This window comes from Flavobacterium sp. H122, assembly GCF_004959765.1.
Classification (GTDB): Bacteria; Bacteroidota; Bacteroidia; order Flavobacteriales; family Flavobacteriaceae; genus Flavobacterium.
Map to the genome: position 1 here is coordinate 1 of NZ_SJZD01000003.1, position 18,659 is coordinate 18,659.

The following is an 18,659-nucleotide window of genomic DNA, read 5'->3' on the forward strand; positions in this document are numbered from 1 at the left end:
AGGGTTGTGTATTTTGTATTTCTGGTTTTTTTGCAAAATCATCTCCTGTTAAGGTGTTGGTTTTTAGTTATTTATGTTTTCAGGTGTTGATTTCAAGATCTTTGATCAAATCTTAAAGCCGGATTAAACAGACATAATATTCTGGTCCTTTTTTTTATTTTCCATCCATTTAATTTTCTTTCAGTTTTTAAATTGCTCAAGAAATTTTCGCATCGATTTTGAAGCGATTTCCCGCTGAATCATTTAATCCGGATGTGTTTTGTCTTTTAAGAATTAATGTTTTTTGATTTCTTTAATAAAGAGGTAAATTCCTGTTTGAAGCCGGGTCTTTTGGAACTTAACCGCATTCATATAACGTTTTATTACTGGATAATCACTATCTTATTCTTTTTTAATATACCAAATTACTTATACAGTCAAATTCGGAAATCCTGTTCAGTTTTGCTGTTTGGAAATTTTTTTTGCTGTAATTTATATTGAGAATATCCTGTAAGAGTTTTATTGGTTTCCTTTAAATATAAATGAAGTTTTTCACCTTCCGGTTTGATTTAAGGCAATTAAAATACGGATTACACAATCGGTACAAAAAGCTTAATTAAGTCGTTAAAAGGCAGAAATATTGCTATTTCATGAGCTGTTTATTGCTTAGTTTTTTTTATAGGGGCTAAATAATACTTAAGAAGAAACCGATTCTATTTAGAAACCTGAAATTACTAAATAGCATAAAGTATGGTGTTATTGATTTTAGTCTCAATAAGATAGTGTACTAATCGGGTCTGAGTGCTTGAGAAAAAAAATGCCGCTTCTCATGCGGCACTTAATTTTATTTCAGGAAAGAATGAGCAGTAGTGTCTTGCTCGTCTTCATTATTGTCTTTAAATATTTTTAACTGAATAGTCCAGTAATAAATATAGTAACAAATAATTGCCCACAATACCCAGTTAACAAGATTTGCTATCCACCAGTTTTTTAATTCTGTAAAACGCATTAAATCGTGTGGAGCAAATAAAATTCTTTCAAATAACCATTGAATTGCTTCAAAAAATGATTTCATCATGACGAATGTATTATATTTACACAGCAAAAATATAAAATATACTCATGATAACAAGTGTTTTTAGTAAATCTCGACCAATAAATTATATTATTGTAACAGTTTTATTGGTAGTATGCTTTACTGTATATCAGTTTAACACCAACTTCAATACCATATCAACCCTTGAAATTGCTAAGAAAATTGTTTTTCTGACATTACTTATCGGCTCATTATTCATCACTAATTTTATTACAAAAAAAAATGGATTGAGTAAGGATAACAGTTACACATTCTTGCTATTCTGCATATTTTTAATCCTTTTTCCCTCAATTTTGTCTAATGGGAGTTTAATTGTTTCCAATGCTTTTATTTTGCTGGCATTAAGAAGGCTGATTTCCTTACAGTCTTTAATCACTCCAAAAGAAAAAATATTTGATGCTTCTATATGGATTTTTACAGCTGCATTATTTCATTTTTGGAGTATATTATTTATTCTCTTGGTTTTCATATCAATCATCTTTCACGTGTCAAGAGATTATAGAAACTGGATTATTCCTTTTATAGCTTTATTTACTGTAGTGATTATTGCATTATTGTTTTCTTTAATTTTTGACTCTTCAATAATTCAATCCTATATAGACAATATTAAAATAAATGTAGATTTAAATTATATCGAAACTGTTTTCCAAAGCTTTTCCTTGGGGATTTATGTAGTAACAGCTATAATTGCCTTTTTTTCAATGTTCTTTATAATTGGACATAAGGCACTAAATTTACAGGCTTCCTATAAAAAAATAATCTATGCTTTCTTGTTGGGGTTAGCGGTTTTCTTCCTGTCTCCCAATAAAGATAACGGATACCTTATTTTTACTTTTGTACCCGTTTCAATCATGCTGACAAATTATCTGGAAACCATAAAAAAATACTGGGTAAAAGAAAGTATCCTGGGGATTATTCTTTTTTCCAGTTTGTTGAATTATGTATTAAGATTGTTATAATTTGCTTCCGTAAGCCAAATCACCGGCATCACCTAAACCTGGAACAATGTAATTTTTCTCATTAAGTTTGTCATCCAGGGCGGCAACCCATAAATGACAGTTTTCAGGCAGATTTTCTTGCAAATACTGAACACCCTCCGGTGCGGCTATAACAACAGCAATATGGATTTCTTTTGGTTTTTGCTCCAGATGTAATTTGTGCAGTACAGCCACTATGGATTGTCCAGTTGCCAGCATAGGATCAATTAAAATCAGGTTTTTTCCTTCAAACGAAGGCGCCGCCTGATATTCCACTAAAATATCAAAAGCATCATCATTATTGTAGTGATGACGGTATGCCGAAACAAATCCGTTTTCTGCATCATCAAAAAAGTTCATGAAGCCTTGGTGCAAAGCTAAACCTGCTCTTAAGATAGAGCATAAAACTACAGGTTCGGCAATAGTAGTAGTGTGCTTTATTCCTAATGGAGTCTGCACATCTATATTTTTGTAATCCAAAGTTTTACTCAATTCATAAGCCATAATTTCTCCTATCCGCTCTATGTTTTTACGAAAACGCATACTGTCTTTTTGAATATGAATATCGCGAAGCTGCGTAAGAAAATGGTTGAGAATACTGTTTTGTTCCGAAATGTAATGGATGTGCATTTTGATAATTTTTACAAATTCAGGATAAAAGTACAAAAAAACGCTATTTTTGTAAAAAATAAAGAGTCAAAACTATGTTTGCAGAATTTGCTTTTCCAATATTTGAGCGTTGTATTAAAGACTATCACGTAATTGATGATGTATATCAACCAGCTTTAAATCCTTATGAAAAAGGTTCAATCGAACACTTGTTATATGCTAAAAATTGGGTAGATACAGTACAATGGCATTATGAAGATATTATCCGTGATCCGCAGATCGATCCTGTAGCAGCATTGGATTTAAAACGTAAAATTGATGCTTCCAACCAGGTGCGTACAGATATGGTTGAATATATCGACAGTTATTTTCTACAAAAATATACCGCTGTTCAGGTAAAACCTGAAGCCAGAATCAATACAGAAAGTCCGGCTTGGGCAATTGACCGTTTGTCTATTTTGTCACTGAAGATTTACCACATGAATGAAGAGGCCAACCGTGCAGAAGCAACTCCGGAACACAGAGCAAAATGCCAGGAAAAATTAAATGTTTTACTGGATCAGAAATCAGATATGTTTATATCAATCAGCCAATTGATTGAAGATATCGAAAATGGTGATAAATACATGAAAGTGTATAAACAAATGAAAATGTACAACGACGAGGAGTTAAACCCTGTGTTGTATCAAAATAAAAAATAATTGTGGTTTAGATGGGTAACATCAAACACATTTTAGTAATAAGGCTTTCAGCTATGGGTGACGTTGCAATGACGGTTCCGGTGCTGAGAGCTTTTTCTTTGCAATATCCTGAAGTGAAAATCACGGTAGTTTCCCGTCCTTTTTTCAAACCTTTTTTTAACGGAATAGATACTATAAATTTCTTTGCAGTAGATTTGAATAAGCGACACAAAGGAATGATTGGCTTGGTGAGATTATACAATGATCTTAAAAAGCTCAATATAGATGCGGTTGCTGATCTGCATAATGTTCTTCGTTCAAAAGTAATTAGAGGTTTGTTTGCGGTAAGCGGCAAAAAAGCTGCTTTTACAGACAAAGGCAGAACGGATAAAAAAGCATTAACCAGAACTAAGAACAAGGTTTTTGCTCCGGTGAAATCAATGTTTGAAAGACATTGTAATACTTTTGCACAGTTAGGTTTTTCAATTGATCTATCTCAGAATAATTTTCCTGGAAAAATAACATTAAGTCAGGAAGTTATTGAAATAACAGGAGATAAAAATCAAAAGTGGATTGGTATTGCACCTTTTGCCCAATACGAGAGTAAAGTGTATCCACTGGATTTAATGCAGGTGGTGATAGATGGGTTGACGGCTTCAGGAAATAAAATCTTTTTGTTTGGTGGCGGTAAAGAGGAAATTCAAAAGCTAAACCAATTAAAGAAAGAATATCAAAATGTGATTGTGGTGGCCGGCAGGATAAAACTCCAGCAGGAATTGGAATTGATTTCAAATTTAGATGTGATGCTTTCTATGGACAGTGGGAATGCTCATATTGCAGCTATGTTAGGTGTAAAAGTTATAACACTTTGGGGAGCAACACATCCTTATGCAGGGTTTAAGCCTTTCAATCAACCTTTTGAAAATTGTATCACGGCAGACAGAGATAAATATCCTTTATTGCCTACATCAGTTTATGGAAATAAAAAGGTGGAAGGCTATGATGATGTCATGCGGACAATCTTACCAGCAACAGTTATAGAAAAAATAAATTCCAACCTTTAGAGTTGGAATTTTTATTTTATTCTAAAATCTTAAATTTTAAACATCATCATAATCAACTGTTATTTCAGCTGATGTAGGATGTGCCTGACAAGTTAAAATCAATCCGCTGGCTACTTCTTTATCTGTAAGGATAGAATTCTTTTTCATCATTGCTGAACCCGAAGTAACTTTTGCAATACAGCTGCTGCAAATCCCTCCCTGACAAGAATATGGTGCATCCATGCCTTGTTTTAAAGCAGCTTCAAGTAAAGTCTGTTTGGTTGACATTTCAAAAGTTTCTTCATCATTATCTAAAACAACAGTTATTTTAGTATGCTCAAAAGTTCCGTTGGTAATTGCTTTTTCTGTTGTTGGTGCCGCAGAAAACAATTCAAATTTAATGTCTTTTTCAGCAACTCCTTTTTCCTTTAAAGTCGCATTAACTGTATTGATCATTTCTTCAGGACCGCATAAAAAGTATTTCCCGAATTCCTGGCCTATATGTTTGTTGTGTACAAAATTCACTACAGATTTGTCGATACGGCCGAAAAGCTGCCCTTCAACATTTGCCTGACTAAATACATAGTGTACAGTTAACCTGCCTAAGAATTGTTTTTGTAATTCGGCTAACTGGTGATGGTAAATGGTTTCATCAGCAGTTTTGTTTCCATATACAAGAACAAAAGAACTTTTAGGTTCCTGGAGTAAAACTGTCTGTAAGATTGACATAACAGGAGTAATACCGCTTCCTGCAGAAAATGCCATGTAATTGCGTTGTCTGTCTGCCTGCGGTTCAAAAGTAAAACGTCCTTCAGGCAAGCCAACTTCAATTACATTTCCTTCTTTCAGCTGTTCATTGGCAAATTTTGAAAAAGTACCGTTTTTAACTGCTTTTATGGTAATTTTAAGTTCTCCGCTTGATGGAGATGAACATATGGAATAAGCTCTTCTTAATTCTTGTCCATCTAAAGATAATTTCAAATTAACATATTGACCTGCTGTAAATTTGTAAAAATCCTGAAATTCCAACGGCACATTAAACGTTACTGAAATAGCCTGAGGGGTTTCTCTTTTTACTTCTCTTATCGATAATTTATAGAATGTTGACATGTGCAATCTTTTTTTAGCAAAAATAACAAACTAAAACCGTTTATTTTTACGTTTTATCGAAATAAGACAGTTATCATTTGTAAGAAATTAGAAAAGTAATGTACATTTACACATTAGAATACTACCTGGTAGTTTTAAAAATATACTTTTAAAAAGTTAGTATGCTCACAATAAACAAACTAAAAAACATACTTTACATAACTTCAATTGCTGTTATTGTTTCTTGTTCTACCAAGAAAAATACTTTTGCAAGTCGTTATTGGCATGCTAAAAATGCCAAGTACAATACCATTTATAATGGAGATGTAGCCTTACAGAAAGGTATGGAAGAATTAAAATCAACCTACAGTGATAATTTTTGGGAATTATTGCCTGTAGAACGCATGCAGATTGAAGAGGAAACTGCACTTCCGGGACAAAAAGCGAAGAACCCTAATTTTACCCGCGCGGAAGATAAAGCAGTCAGAGCAATTCAAAAACATTCAATAAACATTGGAGGTAAAGAAAGCAATATGCAAATGGATGAGGCGCATTTACTTTTAGGTAAAGCGAGATATTATGATAAGAGATTTATACCTGCGTTGGAAGCTTTCAATTACATTCTTTATAAATATTCAAATTCCGACAAGATTTATGAAGCTAAAGTATGGCGCGAGAAAACAAATGTCCGTTTGGAAAATGATGCATTAGCGGTTAAAAACCTTCAGCTGTTACTGAAAAAATATGATTTAAAACCTCAGGTTAAATCTGATGCCAATGCCATTTTAGCCCAGGCTTATATTAATTTAGACGATAACAGCAAAGCTGTACAAGCCTTAAAAATTGCTGTAGAAACAACTCCAGGTAAAGAAGAAAGAGCACGTTACCATTTTATTTTGGGGCAATTATATCAGTCATTAAATCATGCGGACAGTGCTTATGTGTCGTTTCAAAACGTAATCGACATGAAGCGTAAGTCGCCCCGTATGTATGTTATACAGGCGCATGCTAAACAGGCCGGACTTATTGATATGACAAAAGATACTCTGGCATTTATTGAAAAATACACAAAACTTATTGAAGACAGGGAAAACCGTCCGCATTTAGATGCTCTGAATCACCAGGTAGCATTGTTTTATGATAAACTAAAACAAAAAGATAAGGCGGTTAAATATTACAATAGATCGTTAAAGGCAGGTTCAAACGACAGTTATTTAATGGCATCCAACTATAGAAACCTAGCCACGATTTATTTTGACAAATCAAAATATGAAGTTGCAGGAAAATATTATGACAGTACTTTAACCAGATTTCCTAAAAAAAACAGGGAATATTTTATTATCGAGAAAAAAAGAAAAAATCTTGATGATGTAATCAAATATGAAGGTATTGCAAGAACCAATGACAGTATTTTAAATGTAGTGGCATTGTCACCTGCTGACAGGAAAAGTTTTTATGAGGATTATATCAAACAGCTGAAAAAGAAGGATTCTATTCAGGAAGTTAAAGAAAAGCAAAAGAAAGAAAAAGAAGCACAGGCAAATCAAACCGGGGTAAACGACGTTGTTTTTGACCCAAACAAACCTTTAACACCTGGATCAAGAGGAGTAATCAATCCGCCTTCAGGATTTGACAACGGTAAAGAATCATTTTATTTTTATACACCTGCAACTGTTTCATATGGAAAAGTTGAATTTGCAAAGCGATGGGGTAAGAGAACTTTAGGTGATAACTGGCGTTGGTCCTCACAAAGCCAAAATGTAAAGACACAGGAGGCAGTAACAGATAATGTACAAAGTCAGGAAACCAAAGAAGATGTTTCATTAGCTGAAAAATACACACCGGAGTTTTATTTAAGCAAGTTGCCAACATCGCAAGCCTCTTTGGACAGTCTGGCAAAAGACCGGAATCTGGCTTATTATCAGTTAGGGCTGATTTATAAGGAAAAGTTTTTTGAAAATAAATTAGCAGAAGATCGTTTTGAGACAGTTTTGATGAACAAGCCGGAAGAACGCTTGATTCTTCCGTCAAAATACAATCTGTTTAAATTATATGAAATTTCTAATCCTGCAAAAGCAGAAGCTCTGAAAGCGGATATAATTGCTAATTATCCTAACACAAGATATGCGCAGCTGCTCACTGGTCAGATATCAGAATCGGAAGGATTAGCCCAAACTCCTGAAGAAGTTTACAAAACAACTTATAAGCAATTTGAAAATCAGGAATATGCACCTGCATTGGCCACTATTGAAAAATGCCTGACACAATTTTCCGGAGACGGTTTGATACCAAAATTTGAATTGTTAAAGGCGTCAGCGATTGGTAAGTTAAAAGGATTGGAAGAATATAAGAAAGCAATTAATTATGTTGCTTCAACCTATCCTGACACTAAAGAAGCACAACAGGCAGATGATATTTTGAGAGTAAGTATTCCCCGATTGGAACAGATGGTTATTTCTTCAGATACGACTTCCACTAAATGGAACGTTTTATATAAAGCAGGAAAAAAAGAGGATGCTGCTACAACTGCTTTAATGCAGAAAATAGAAAAATATATTAAAGAAAAGCAGTATGATAAATTCTCGGTTTCGTATGATGTGTACAATGAAACGGATAATTTTGTAGTTATTCATGGTATTTCATCAAGGGAATTTGCCCAATACTTTATAGAACTTTTAAGAGATACAAAAGGATATAATATTAAAGCCCCAGCTACTGTTATATCAAGTGAAAATTATTCGGTGGTTCAAGTCAGAAAGAACTTTGACCAATATCTTCAGTTAAAAATTTAACCTATGTTTGAAAAAAAAGAAAAATCATACACAGACCTTTTAGGTAAAACGAACCGTATTGTTGAAGGAACAATTATTAAAGGTGATATCGAATCTATTGCTGATTTTAGATTGGACGGTGTTTTAACAGGTAATTTTACTTCAAAAGGAAAGCTTGTTATCGGTCCTGCAGGAGGTGTTGTTGGAGATATAAATGCCCAAAATGTTGACGTGGAAGGAAACGCAGATGGTAAAATTAAGGTTGTGGAAACTTTAAATGTGAAATCAACTGCCGTAATCAACGGCGAGGTTACCTGCGGAAAGCTTTCGGTTGAGCCGGGAGCAAAATTTACGGCAACCTGCGTGATGAAGTCTTCCAATCCAGAAACAGATGCAAAATAATCCTAAAGAAAAATCAAAACTCAATAAGTGGCTTTCACTTGTTAACATCCCGTTTCAAATGGGGATTACAATTTTTTTATTTTTCAAAGGAGGCGAGTGGCTGGACAATAATTATCCCAACACAATTTTTTATTATTCAAAAGTCTTAACCATGGTTGGTGTTATGGTGGCTTTGTATAATGTAATAAGACAGGTAAATAAGATAAATCAATAATGTATTTTAAAGAATTTTTGCAAAAGCTGTTTCTGGCAGGAATAGCCGTTTATTTAATTAACTTTTCAGTTTTATATTTTTCCAATAAAAATCTTTTGAACACAGATTTTCATTTAATGCATTTGTTCTTTTTGTTTTTAAACAGTATCGCATTAATCGTTATGGGGAAAATTTTTAAAAAGAATAAAGATACTGTTGGGATGTCTTTTTTATTGGTTTCAACAGTTGTAACTATTGTGGTTTTTGTGTTTGGCAAATTTGTTTTTAACACCGGAGCAAGTACAGTAAAATGGAATTACTTTTCACTCTTCATAGTATATCTTTTTACAATAACTTTTTTAATAGGCCAAAAGCTTAATCAAACTAAATTCTAAGATATTGACAGTCAGAAAAAAAGATTTGGCAGACTCAGAAAGCAACAGGAAATTGAGTGTTAAAAAAATATATATCTAAAAAAAAATTCGCAATCGTTTTTCATATGAATAAAAAATGTACCTTTGCACCGAAATTTACGAACATAGAATTTTAATTTCTTATGGTGATTACAAGAAAACCTGTGTCCTTAATACTATCAGCTTTTGTTAGCTTATTTTCGGTTGTTGCATTAGCAAATCCAGTTTCTGATTCTACACATGCAACGGCAAAGCCTGTTCATGAAGCGCATGCGGTAGCAAATGATACTGCGCATGCAGTAGAAACTCATGCTGAAGCAGGACATGAAACAACACATGGTGGAGCGGTTAATGAAAAAGAAGAAGTTCAAGCTTATATTGAACACCACTTACAAGATTCTCACGATTTTTACTTTTTTGCTGATGGAGAATCAGGAAAACATTACGGTTTTTCTTTACCGGTAATTTTATGGGATAACGGCTTAAAGTTTTTCTCATCTTCTAAATTCCATAATGAAAAAGAATTGGCAGAAGTAGATGGTAACTTCTACAAAATGGTTCATGGTAAAATTTATAAGTCAGATGCAGAAGGTGCTGTGGCTTATGATGAACACAATCATCCAACAAACGTGAAACCAATTGATTTTTCAATAACTAAAAACGTACTTTCAATGTTGGTGGTTTCAGGTATGTTATTGTTCATGTTTACAAGTTTGGCAAGATCATACAAAAGAGGTCCTGTTCCAACAGGATTCGGAAGAATATTGGAACCGCTAATCATTTTCATTAGAGATGAAGTAGCTATTCCTAATATTGGTGAAAAGAAATACAGAAAATTTATGGGATTCCTTTTAACTGTGTTTTTCTTTATCTGGTTATTAAACCTTTTAGGGATGACGCCGCTGGGAATCAACGTAACAGGAAATATTGCGGTAACAATTTGTTTGGCAGTTTTCACATATATAATTACTCAATTTAGTGCTAATAAAGATTACTGGGGACACATTTTCTGGATGCCAGGTGTGCCGGTTCCAATGAAAATTATTTTAGCACCTATTGAATTGTTAGGTACGCTTACAAAACCATTTGCATTATTAATTCGTTTATTTGCAAATATTACTGCCGGTCACGTAGTAATTATGAGTTTACTTGCAATGATTTTCGTAGGTAAAAATTTAGCGGCTGATATGCCTATTTCAATCGGATTAACATTGTTCATTTCGGTAATCGAATTGTTGGTAGCGTTCTTACAGGCGTTTATCTTTACGATGTTATCATCATTGTTTATTGGTATGGCGGTTCAGGATCACCACCATGACGATCACGAACATCATGATGGTTTGGATTATACAGATAATTCAATTGTTTAATTAGAAGTTTAATTTTTTATTTATATATTATGAATATCCCAACTTTAGTAGGTGCTGGTTTAGTAGTAATCGGTGCTGGTTTAGGATTAGGTAAAATTGGTGGTTCTGCTATGGACGCTATTGCTCGTCAGCCAGAAGCTGCTGGTAAAGTACAAACTGCGATGATTATTATCGCTGCTTTATTAGAAGGTTTAGCATTCGCTGCTTTAATCTTAGGAAAATAATAAAGAAAAATTTAACAATACCTGTAACGGTTGGTTACAGGTGTTGTTTTATCATCAAAAAAATTAAATCATTTTATATTTATTATAATGGAGAAGTTATATAACGATTTTTCATTCGGTCTATTCTTTTGGCAAGCTTTTATCTTAATTGTATTAATCTTGTTATTGGTAAAATTTGCTTGGAAACCAATTATGGAATCTATCACAGCTCGTGAGGAAGGTATTAAAGATGCTTTGTTAGCGGCTGAAAAAGCAAAAAAAGAAATGCATGATTTACAGGCCAGCAATGAGCGTATCCTACAGGAAGCACGTTTAGAACGTGACACTATGCTTAAAGAAGCCCGTGAAATAAAAGAAAAAATGATTGCTGATGCTAAAGATGAGGCACAAACGCAAGGCTTAAGAATGATTGAGCAGGCTAAAGCTTCTATCGAAAGTGAAAAAAATGCTGCTATGGCTGAATTAAAAAACCAGGTATCATCACTTTCATTGGAAATTGCTGAAAAATTATTAAAAGACGAATTGTCTAACAAAGAATCTCAGGTAAAATTAGTTGAGAAAATGTTAGGTGACGTAAAATTAAACTAATATAAGTATGTCAGGTAATAGAGCCGCAGTACGATATGCAAAAGCAATTTTAGACGTTGCTACTTCAAAGGGGGCTGCCCAGGAAGTAAACAATGACATGGCTTTAATTGCAAAAACTATTCAGGATAATGCTGAGTTGGCAACTTTTATTGCTAATCCAACTTTAAAATCTGAAGTAAAGAACAATGCTTTGCTTGAAGTTTTTAAAGGTACAGGGGCAGTTACTAAATCGTTGTTTCAGTTGTTATTGGAAAACAAACGTTTTGGAATTTTAGAGAACGTAGCTTCACAATACAATAAATTGTATGATGTTGCTAACGGTATTGAAGCAGCTGTTGTAACTACAGCAGTTGCTATTACTCCGGAACTTGAAGCTAAAGTTTTAGCTAAAATTACCGAGTTTACCACTAAAAAAGTTTCAATAAAAAATAATGTAGATCCGGCTATCATTGGAGGGTTTATATTGAGAATCGGTGACAAGCAATACAATGCTTCTGTTGCCAGCAGATTACAAGTTTTAAAAAGAGAGTTAAGTAATTAATTATAACACGGAAGTGTAAAAATTATAAAACAATGGCGGAAATTAAACCAGCTGAAATTTCAGCAATATTAAAGCAACAATTATCAGGTTTTGAATCTGGTGCTACTTTAGAAGAAGTAGGAACTGTTCTTCAGGTAGGTGATGGTATTGCTCGTGTTTATGGGCTTTCAAATGTACAATATGGTGAGTTGGTAGAGTTTGATAACGGTATGCAAGGTATCGTATTGAACCTTGAAGAAGATAACGTAGGGGTTGTATTATTAGGACCATCTATTGGTATCAAAGAAGGATCTACTGCTAAAAGAACTCAAACTATTGCTTCATTAAAAGTTGGTGAGCAAATGGTAGGACGTGTAGTAAACACTTTAGGTCAGCCTATCGACGGTAAAGGACCTATTGGTGGTGATTTATACGAAATGCCGCTTGAGCGTAAAGCACCGGGTGTAATTTTCCGTCAACCGGTAACTGAACCATTACAAACAGGTATCAAAGCAGTAGATGCTATGATCCCGGTTGGTCGTGGACAACGTGAGTTGGTAATTGGTGACCGTCAGACTGGTAAATCTACAGTTTGTTTGGATACTATCCTTAATCAAAAAGAATTCTATGATGCTGGTAAACCAGTATTCTGTATATATGTTGCTGTAGGACAAAAAGCATCTACAGTTGCAGGTATCGCTAAAACATTAGAAGAAAAAGGAGCAATGGCTTATACAGTTATCGTTGCTGCTAATGCTTCTGATCCAGCTCCAATGCAGGTTTATGCTCCATTCGCGGGTGCTGCAATTGGTGAATATTTCCGTGATACAGGTCGTCCTGCTTTAATCGTTTATGATGATTTATCTAAACAAGCAGTTGCTTACCGTGAGGTGTCTTTATTATTAAGAAGACCACCAGGACGTGAGGCTTATCCTGGAGACGTATTCTACTTACACTCTCGTTTATTAGAAAGAGCTGCTAAAGTTATTGCTGATGACGATATCGCTAAAAACATGAATGACTTACCAGAGTCGTTAAAACCAATTGTTAAAGGTGGTGGTTCATTAACAGCTTTACCAATCATCGAAACACAGGCGGGTGATGTTTCTGCATATATTCCAACAAACGTAATTTCGATTACTGACGGACAGATTTTCTTGGAGTCTGATTTATTCAACTCTGGTGTACGTCCGGCTATTAACGTAGGTATTTCTGTATCTCGTGTTGGTGGTAATGCGCAAATCAAATCAATGAAAAAAGTATCAGGTACATTAAAACTTGACCAGGCACAGTTCCGTGAGTTGGAAGCTTTCGCAAAATTTGGTTCTGACCTTGATGCTGCTACTTTAAACGTAATCGAAAAAGGTAAACGTAACGTAGAAATCTTAAAACAAGGTTTAAACTCTCCGTTTACTGTTGAAGATCAAACAGCTATTATTTATGCAGGTACTAAAAACTTATTAAGAAATGTACCGGTAAATAAAGTAAAAGAATTCGAAAAGGATTATTTGGAATTCTTAAACAACAAACACAGAGATACACTTGACGCTCTTAAAGCTGGTAAGTTAGATGATAACATTACTGACGTTTTAGAAAAAGTAGCAAAAGAAGTATCTGCAAAATATAATTAATAATTTAGTGAAGAGTGAATAGTGATCGGTAAATAAGCTTATCACTATTCACTTATCACTATTTACTTATAAGAAATGGCGAATTTAAAGGAAATCCGTAATAGAATTACATCCGTTTCATCAACGATGCAAATTACATCAGCGATGAAAATGGTTTCGGCTGCGAAGCTTAAAAAAGCACAAGATGCTATTACAGCTATGCGTCCTTACGCTGAAAAATTAACTGAGTTGCTGCAAAATCTTTCCGCTACTCTTGAAGGAGAAGTTGGAGGTGCATATACTTCACAAAGAGAAGTTAAAAAAGTACTTCTGGTTGCTGTTACTTCTAACAGAGGTTTGTGTGGTGCTTTCAACTCAAATATTATTAAAGAGGTTAAAAATATTACAGATAAATACAAGGGTGTTTCTGTTGATGTTTTAACAATAGGTAAAAAAGGGAACGACATTTTACGTAAAACGTATAATGTGGTAGATAACAAAAGTTCAATTTTTGATGATTTGACTTTTGAAAATGCTTCTGCCGTAGCTTCTGAACTTACTGAAAAATTTATTGCCGGAGAGTATGACCGTATTGAATTAGTGTACAACCAATTCAAAAACGCGGCTACTCAAATAGTAAAAACTGAGCAATTTTTACCTTTAGCTCCTATAGCAAAAGGTGAAGCTGTAACCGGTGATTATATTTTTGAACCTTCTAAAGAAGAAATCGTAATGACTTTAATACCTAAGTCATTAAAAACGCAATTGTATAAAGCAATCCGCGATTCATTTGCAGCTGAGCATGGTGCACGTATGACAGCAATGCACAAAGCAACAGATAACGCAACAGAATTGAGAAATCAGTTAAAATTAACTTACAACAAAGCACGTCAGGCTGCGATTACCGGAGAAATCCTGGAAATCGTTGGTGGTGCTGAAGCTTTAAACGGATAATTTTTATTCCTTTAAGCAAAGTTTTAAACAGTTAATTTACGCTTAATTATAATTCTTTAAAAAGTCCCTAAATGGGACTTTTTTTTAATCTAAAAACAAACAAATTATTCAAATTAAAATGAAAAACAAACTACTTTTACTGATGCTTATTTCTGTGGCATCAACTTACGCTCAAAAAACAAAAACTCCTAAGGTTGACTTGGACAGGTACTCTTTTAGCATTTCTTTACAAAGACTGCCGGAAGTTGTTGTTCCGTTTGAAAAAAGAACATATAATTCAACAGTTAGTTTAGCACAGTCAATTTATAATGTTTTCCCAGATGCAAATGTTTTGAACAACAAACTTCATATTTACGGATGGAAAAGAGTTGAGCAGAATCCAACATTGGAGGTGAATGTAAAATTGAATGAATATGGTCAGTCAGGTTCAAAAATCAATTCTGAGATTGTTGAAAATAAGGATAAAGACGGGAATGTAAAAGAAAGATATACATTGTACCAGTTGGTTGCTGATTATTATGGTTCAGGAGTGTGTTATGTAAACGGTTTAGAATCTGATGTTACCCCACCTGATGCTGAAAAGGTAAGCAAATTGGAATCAAAAGTTAACCGTTTTTTGCAAAATACAACTAACGGAGCAGTTACACTGGATAAATCAGAGTCAAAAAGTACAGTGCGTAAAAATTTTAATTTATCATATCAGTATTCATCTGAAAAAGTTAAAAATTCTTCTTATGAGATCGAGAAAAATTACAGAATGAGTAAAAATGACATTTATAATTCATACGCAAAAAAGTTCTCAAATGAAGTTGCAGATGGATCATTTGATTTCATTAACTATAAGTATGGTTTTACCCCTGAAACATATAATGATAATTTATGGATTATCGATTCAGAAGATGAAGAAGGGAAAATTCAAAAAGAAGCTATTGATGCCGTTAAAGTTATTTTCAATACAATGAAGGCTAATGAGCCAATTGATGATATTAAAAGTAAAATGCAGCCATTAATCGAGTATTTTGAATCTCTGAAAACTAAATATAATGGTGATGATAAGGGAAGTAAAAAAATCAGATATTCAGCTTATTTTAACTTAGGAAAAATATATTTATATCTTGATATGCCGGAAAAGACAATCGCAGAAGGTGAAGGTTTAATTGCAAATGATTACGACAAAAAAGACGGAACAAACCTTATAAATGAAGCTAAAAGATTAATCACTGTATTTGAAAGAACTAAACTGAATACAAGACACAATAAAATTCATTAAAATATTTTAAATATCTATTTAACCTCAGGGAATCTTTCCTGAGGTTTTTTTTTAAAATAAGGATTGCATAATGAAATCATAAAACATCGCTTTTTCTTCAAGTCTCTTTTAGTAGAAACTTTTTTCTTAATAGCAGTATAATATCCTTCGGTATAGGCATTTTGCAGACTTACCCATTTTTTACTTCTTCGGATTCAGTGTCTTCCAGCCAGGCATATGCATCTTTAACCTGATGATTAAACTTTGTGATGATTTTATCAGTTTTTTTGGTTTCAATATTGGTTTGACTAAAAGATGTTGAGCTTATGCTAATGCAATTAGAAGAATTTTAAAATTCATTAAATATTTATTTTCAGCAAAAATATAGTATTTTTAATCAGCTATTAAACTATTTATGGAATTTAAAGAACTTACAACGGTTGATGAAATGCTGGCACATATTGATACAATAAAACATTTGTATCCGTCAATGACGCCGGAAAAGTATTCAGCCTATCTAACGCAGATGATCCCTCATAATTATAAACAGCTGATAGTTTTGGATGATGATACTGTTGCTGGTATTACCGGTTTTTGGAAGGGAGTCAAATTATGGTCAGGACCGTATTTGGAAATCGATAATTTTGTGGTAGTGCCTGAATACAGACGTCAGGGAATAGGTAAATTAATGACTGATTATATAGATGTAAAAGCGGGGGAATATAATGTTAACATGATAGTGCTTGATGCCTATGTTGAAAATTTTAAAGCACACCGGTTTTACTACAATCAGGGTTTCGCACCCAGAGGGTATCATTTCATAAAAATTTTACAGCCTGATAGGTTGAGTTAATTGAGGAACGTTTTTTGTATATGCTTAAAAAAATAAAAATATGAAATCGCTTTATTTAATATTAGTTTTAATTCTATCAGTTCAAAACTGTTCCAATCAAATACAGGATAAATTTCCAGCAGCTGTAAAAGAGGTCTATCATCAGCATTGGATTGGCGGTGTACAAGGAGGCGGATCAGGAACAGGATTTTATATTGAATTCAAAACAAAATTGCCTGAAACCATTGTTCTTAAGCAATTGTATTTCAGAAATGGTTTAGCCCAGGCAAATAAAACCTCAGAAACTCAATATTTATTTAATTTCGTTGGAAAAGCTAACTGGGATAGAAGAGGAGAATTGGAGATAAGCGATGTACCTGCTCCAAAAACAATTAATCCTCCGTATCCTATTAAAGAAAACGAGGCTATCTTAGAATATTTATATAAAGGGGAAAGAAAATATTTTAAAATTAGTAACGTTAAGGAAAAAGAAATGCTTGCCTATCCATCAGCAAGACCACGAAATTAATACCTTTGCGTAAATTGAATTAACCTTGAGTATTTATAAAAGCCTTTTTAAGCAAACCTTGATTTACGGTATGGCAACAGTTTTGCCAAGAATGATTAGTTTCTTGCTTAATCCGTTGTTTGTAAAAAAATTACCCACAGCAGAGTTTGCAAATGTATCTATCATTTTTGCCTATCTGGTTATTTTCAACGTAATTTTGTCGTATGGAATGGAAACTGCTTTTTTTAGATTTTATAATCTTGAAGAAGACAAGAAAAAAGTAATATCTACTTCTACCATTTCCATATTTTGGTCTTCATTATTATTTTTAGCAATAGCACTCGTTTATAGGGCTACTATTGCTGATTTTATTAGCGTAAAAACGGCATTTGTTACGTATACCATTTGGATATTGGTATTGGACGCACTAGTTATAATTCCTTTTTCAAAACTCAGAGCCGAAAAGAGACCAATGCAATACGCAGTAATAAAAATTGGAAACGTTCTGCTCAACTTAGTGTTGAATGTTTTTTTTCTAGTGATTTTGCCAACAATATCTTCAGACAATCCATTAAGTACAATTTACTTCGAAAACTTTCAAGTAGGATATATTTTTGTCTCAAATCTTGTAGCAAGTCTGGCAACTTTCCTTGTACTTTCGCCAAATTATTTTAGGATAAACTGGAAGTTCGACGCAGTTCTTTGGAAGAAAATGATGACCTATGCTTTACCAATCCTTGTGGCTGGTCTTGGATTTGCAATAAACGAACATTTCGATAAAATTTTATTAGAAAAAATGCACGTCCCAAAAACAGATATCGGAGCATATTCTGCATGTTATAAATTAGGGATGTTTATGGTCTTGTTCAGGACAGCATACACTTTAGGAATAGAACCTTTCTTTTTTAGTCATGCAGATAAAGATGATGCCCCACAAACTTATGCAACAATCACAAAGTATTTTGTAATCCTGGGGTCTTTCATTTTACTATTCGTTATCGTTTTTATAGATATTTTTAAAGTTCTTTTAGTACCTAGCGAAGATTATTGGTTTGCCATGAAAGTAGTGCCACTTATTGTATTGGCTAATTTTTTTCTGGGTATATATACAAACCTTTCAGTTTGGTATAAACTAATAGACAAAACCCATATTGGAGCAATAATTTCAATAATTGGAGCAATACTTACCCTGCTTATAAACTTTTGGCTAGTTCCTGCATTAAGTTATTACGGGTCAGCAATTGCAACAATTGTCGCCTACGGAAGTATGATGCTTATTTCCTATTATTTAGGCCAAAGAAAATATCCTATCCCTTATGATGTTAAAAGAATAGGCGCTTATATGGGAGTGGCAATTTTGCTTTCCGCATTATCATTCTATATACCTGTTTTTAGACAAAGTTACATTTTTGGAATATTTGCCTTAATCGTTTTTGGTTACTATATTTATCATTACGAAAAGGAAACCGTTTTAAGAATCCTGAAAAGAAAATAATCTCCCTTTTGAGAAGGTTAGAGAAATCTTAATCTTCTCAGTATAAATACAAAAAGT

General features: G+C 33.5%; 19 protein-coding genes. 16 read left to right on the forward strand and 3 right to left on the reverse strand.

What is annotated here, in order from left to right; genetic code table 11:
• Window positions 1-823 precede the first annotated feature (823 nt).
• Entirely contained in the window at window positions 824-1,057 is a 234-nt protein-coding gene (locus tag EZM65_RS05370; RefSeq protein WP_371682992.1) for a uracil phosphoribosyltransferase, read from the reverse strand.
• A 44-nt stretch (window positions 1,058-1,101) separates the two neighbouring features.
• Between EZM65_RS05370 and EZM65_RS05375 the strand changes: the two genes are divergently transcribed.
• On the forward strand, window positions 1,102-2,034 hold the full coding sequence (locus EZM65_RS05375; RefSeq protein ID WP_136667528.1) for a DUF6427 family protein: 933 nt from the start codon (window positions 1,102-1,104) through the stop codon (window positions 2,032-2,034).
• Here EZM65_RS05375 and upp read toward each other — a convergent pair.
• Window positions 2,029-2,682, reverse strand: coding sequence for a uracil phosphoribosyltransferase (upp, locus tag EZM65_RS05380; protein ID WP_136667529.1), 654 nt, complete (start codon window positions 2,680-2,682; stop codon window positions 2,029-2,031). The genes EZM65_RS05375 and upp overlap by 6 nt on opposite strands.
• A 74-nt stretch (window positions 2,683-2,756) precedes the next feature.
• Here upp and EZM65_RS05385 point away from each other — a divergent pair, with 74 nt between their 5' ends.
• Both EZM65_RS05385 and EZM65_RS05390 read left to right on the forward strand, forming a co-directional pair.
• The gene (locus EZM65_RS05385; protein WP_136667530.1) at window positions 2,757-3,362 is read left to right on the forward strand and encodes a DUF4254 domain-containing protein; all 606 of its coding nucleotides are present in this window, start codon (window positions 2,757-2,759) and stop codon (window positions 3,360-3,362) included.
• A gap of 11 nt (window positions 3,363-3,373) precedes the next feature.
• Complete coding sequence (locus EZM65_RS05390; RefSeq protein WP_169051643.1) at window positions 3,374-4,405, forward strand: glycosyltransferase family 9 protein; 1,032 nt, start codon at window positions 3,374-3,376, stop codon at window positions 4,403-4,405.
• A 36-nt stretch (window positions 4,406-4,441) separates the two neighbouring features.
• On the opposite strand, the gene EZM65_RS05395 is transcribed toward EZM65_RS05390, so the two are convergent.
• Window positions 4,442-5,494 (reverse strand): 2Fe-2S iron-sulfur cluster-binding protein, encoded by a 1,053-nt coding sequence (locus EZM65_RS05395; protein ID WP_136667531.1) that lies wholly within the window; start codon window positions 5,492-5,494, stop codon window positions 4,442-4,444.
• A gap of 161 nt (window positions 5,495-5,655) precedes the next feature.
• Between EZM65_RS05395 and EZM65_RS05400 the strand changes: the two genes are divergently transcribed.
• The 13 genes from EZM65_RS05400 to EZM65_RS05460 all read left to right on the forward strand — a co-directional run bounded on the left by EZM65_RS05400 (window position 5,656) and on the right by EZM65_RS05460 (window position 18,602).
• Window positions 5,656-8,265 (forward strand): tetratricopeptide repeat protein, encoded by a 2,610-nt coding sequence (locus tag EZM65_RS05400; RefSeq protein WP_136667532.1) that lies wholly within the window; start codon window positions 5,656-5,658, stop codon window positions 8,263-8,265.
• A 3-nt stretch (window positions 8,266-8,268) separates the two neighbouring features.
• Entirely contained in the window at window positions 8,269-8,646 is a 378-nt protein-coding gene (locus EZM65_RS05405; RefSeq protein ID WP_136667533.1) for a polymer-forming cytoskeletal protein, read from the forward strand.
• The gene (locus EZM65_RS05410; protein ID WP_136667534.1) at window positions 8,636-8,860 is read left to right on the forward strand and encodes an AtpZ/AtpI family protein; all 225 of its coding nucleotides are present in this window, start codon (window positions 8,636-8,638) and stop codon (window positions 8,858-8,860) included. Before EZM65_RS05405 ends, EZM65_RS05410 begins: the two co-directional genes overlap by 11 nt.
• 535 nt (window positions 8,861-9,395) lie before the next feature.
• A complete protein-coding gene (atpB, locus tag EZM65_RS05415) occupies window positions 9,396-10,622 on the forward strand; it encodes a F0F1 ATP synthase subunit A (RefSeq protein ID WP_136667535.1) in 1,227 nt (408 codons plus the stop codon).
• 29 nt (window positions 10,623-10,651) lie between these two features.
• Window positions 10,652-10,846: an ATP synthase F0 subunit C gene (gene atpE / locus EZM65_RS05420; RefSeq protein WP_136667536.1), complete on the forward strand. Its 195-nt coding sequence runs from the start codon at window positions 10,652-10,654 to the stop codon at window positions 10,844-10,846.
• An 87-nt stretch (window positions 10,847-10,933) separates the two neighbouring features.
• Window positions 10,934-11,434: a F0F1 ATP synthase subunit B gene (locus EZM65_RS05425; RefSeq protein ID WP_136667537.1), complete on the forward strand. Its 501-nt coding sequence runs from the start codon at window positions 10,934-10,936 to the stop codon at window positions 11,432-11,434.
• Window positions 11,435-11,441: 7 nt separating this feature from the next.
• Complete coding sequence (atpH, locus tag EZM65_RS05430) at window positions 11,442-11,975, forward strand: ATP synthase F1 subunit delta (RefSeq protein WP_136667538.1); 534 nt, start codon at window positions 11,442-11,444, stop codon at window positions 11,973-11,975.
• 32 nt (window positions 11,976-12,007) lie between these two features.
• Complete coding sequence (gene atpA / locus EZM65_RS05435) at window positions 12,008-13,585, forward strand: F0F1 ATP synthase subunit alpha (protein WP_136667539.1); 1,578 nt, start codon at window positions 12,008-12,010, stop codon at window positions 13,583-13,585.
• 75 nt (window positions 13,586-13,660) lie between these two features.
• The gene (atpG, locus tag EZM65_RS05440) at window positions 13,661-14,518 is read left to right on the forward strand and encodes an ATP synthase F1 subunit gamma (protein WP_136667540.1); all 858 of its coding nucleotides are present in this window, start codon (window positions 13,661-13,663) and stop codon (window positions 14,516-14,518) included.
• Window positions 14,519-14,636: 118 nt separating this feature from the next.
• Window positions 14,637-15,788, forward strand: coding sequence for a hypothetical protein (locus EZM65_RS05445; RefSeq protein WP_136667541.1), 1,152 nt, complete (start codon window positions 14,637-14,639; stop codon window positions 15,786-15,788).
• Window positions 15,789-16,182: 394 nt separating this feature from the next.
• The gene (locus EZM65_RS05450) at window positions 16,183-16,620 is read left to right on the forward strand and encodes a GNAT family N-acetyltransferase (protein WP_136667542.1); all 438 of its coding nucleotides are present in this window, start codon (window positions 16,183-16,185) and stop codon (window positions 16,618-16,620) included.
• A 40-nt stretch (window positions 16,621-16,660) separates the two neighbouring features.
• On the forward strand, window positions 16,661-17,128 hold the full coding sequence (locus EZM65_RS05455; protein ID WP_136667543.1) for a hypothetical protein: 468 nt from the start codon (window positions 16,661-16,663) through the stop codon (window positions 17,126-17,128).
• Window positions 17,129-17,153: 25 nt separating this feature from the next.
• Window positions 17,154-18,602 (forward strand): lipopolysaccharide biosynthesis protein, encoded by a 1,449-nt coding sequence (locus tag EZM65_RS05460; protein WP_136667544.1) that lies wholly within the window; start codon window positions 17,154-17,156, stop codon window positions 18,600-18,602.
• The last annotated feature ends 57 nt before the right edge of the window (window positions 18,603-18,659 follow it).

Excerpts from the sequence above, each read along its gene's own strand:
- EZM65_RS05370 (WP_371682992.1), bottom strand. The coding sequence starts at position 1,057 with ATGATGAAATCATTTTTTGAAGCAATTCAATGGTTATTTGAAAGAATT.
- EZM65_RS05375 (WP_136667528.1), top strand. The coding sequence starts at position 1,102 with ATGATAACAAGTGTTTTTAGTAAATCTCGACCAATAAATTATATTATT.
- upp (WP_136667529.1), bottom strand. The coding sequence starts at position 2,682 with ATGCACATCCATTACATTTCGGAACAAAACAGTATTCTCAACCATTTT.
- EZM65_RS05385 (WP_136667530.1), top strand. The coding sequence starts at position 2,757 with ATGTTTGCAGAATTTGCTTTTCCAATATTTGAGCGTTGTATTAAAGAC.
- EZM65_RS05390 (WP_169051643.1), top strand. The coding sequence starts at position 3,374 with ATGGGTAACATCAAACACATTTTAGTAATAAGGCTTTCAGCTATGGGT.
- EZM65_RS05395 (WP_136667531.1), bottom strand. The coding sequence starts at position 5,494 with ATGTCAACATTCTATAAATTATCGATAAGAGAAGTAAAAAGAGAAACC.
- EZM65_RS05400 (WP_136667532.1), top strand. The coding sequence starts at position 5,656 with ATGCTCACAATAAACAAACTAAAAAACATACTTTACATAACTTCAATT.
- EZM65_RS05405 (WP_136667533.1), top strand. The coding sequence starts at position 8,269 with ATGTTTGAAAAAAAAGAAAAATCATACACAGACCTTTTAGGTAAAACG.
- EZM65_RS05410 (WP_136667534.1), top strand. The coding sequence starts at position 8,636 with ATGCAAAATAATCCTAAAGAAAAATCAAAACTCAATAAGTGGCTTTCA.
- atpB (WP_136667535.1), top strand. The coding sequence starts at position 9,396 with ATGGTGATTACAAGAAAACCTGTGTCCTTAATACTATCAGCTTTTGTT.
- atpE (WP_136667536.1), top strand. The coding sequence starts at position 10,652 with ATGAATATCCCAACTTTAGTAGGTGCTGGTTTAGTAGTAATCGGTGCT.
- EZM65_RS05425 (WP_136667537.1), top strand. The coding sequence starts at position 10,934 with ATGGAGAAGTTATATAACGATTTTTCATTCGGTCTATTCTTTTGGCAA.
- atpH (WP_136667538.1), top strand. The coding sequence starts at position 11,442 with ATGTCAGGTAATAGAGCCGCAGTACGATATGCAAAAGCAATTTTAGAC.
- atpA (WP_136667539.1), top strand. The coding sequence starts at position 12,008 with ATGGCGGAAATTAAACCAGCTGAAATTTCAGCAATATTAAAGCAACAA.
- atpG (WP_136667540.1), top strand. The coding sequence starts at position 13,661 with ATGGCGAATTTAAAGGAAATCCGTAATAGAATTACATCCGTTTCATCA.
- EZM65_RS05445 (WP_136667541.1), top strand. The coding sequence starts at position 14,637 with ATGAAAAACAAACTACTTTTACTGATGCTTATTTCTGTGGCATCAACT.
- EZM65_RS05450 (WP_136667542.1), top strand. The coding sequence starts at position 16,183 with ATGGAATTTAAAGAACTTACAACGGTTGATGAAATGCTGGCACATATT.
- EZM65_RS05455 (WP_136667543.1), top strand. The coding sequence starts at position 16,661 with ATGAAATCGCTTTATTTAATATTAGTTTTAATTCTATCAGTTCAAAAC.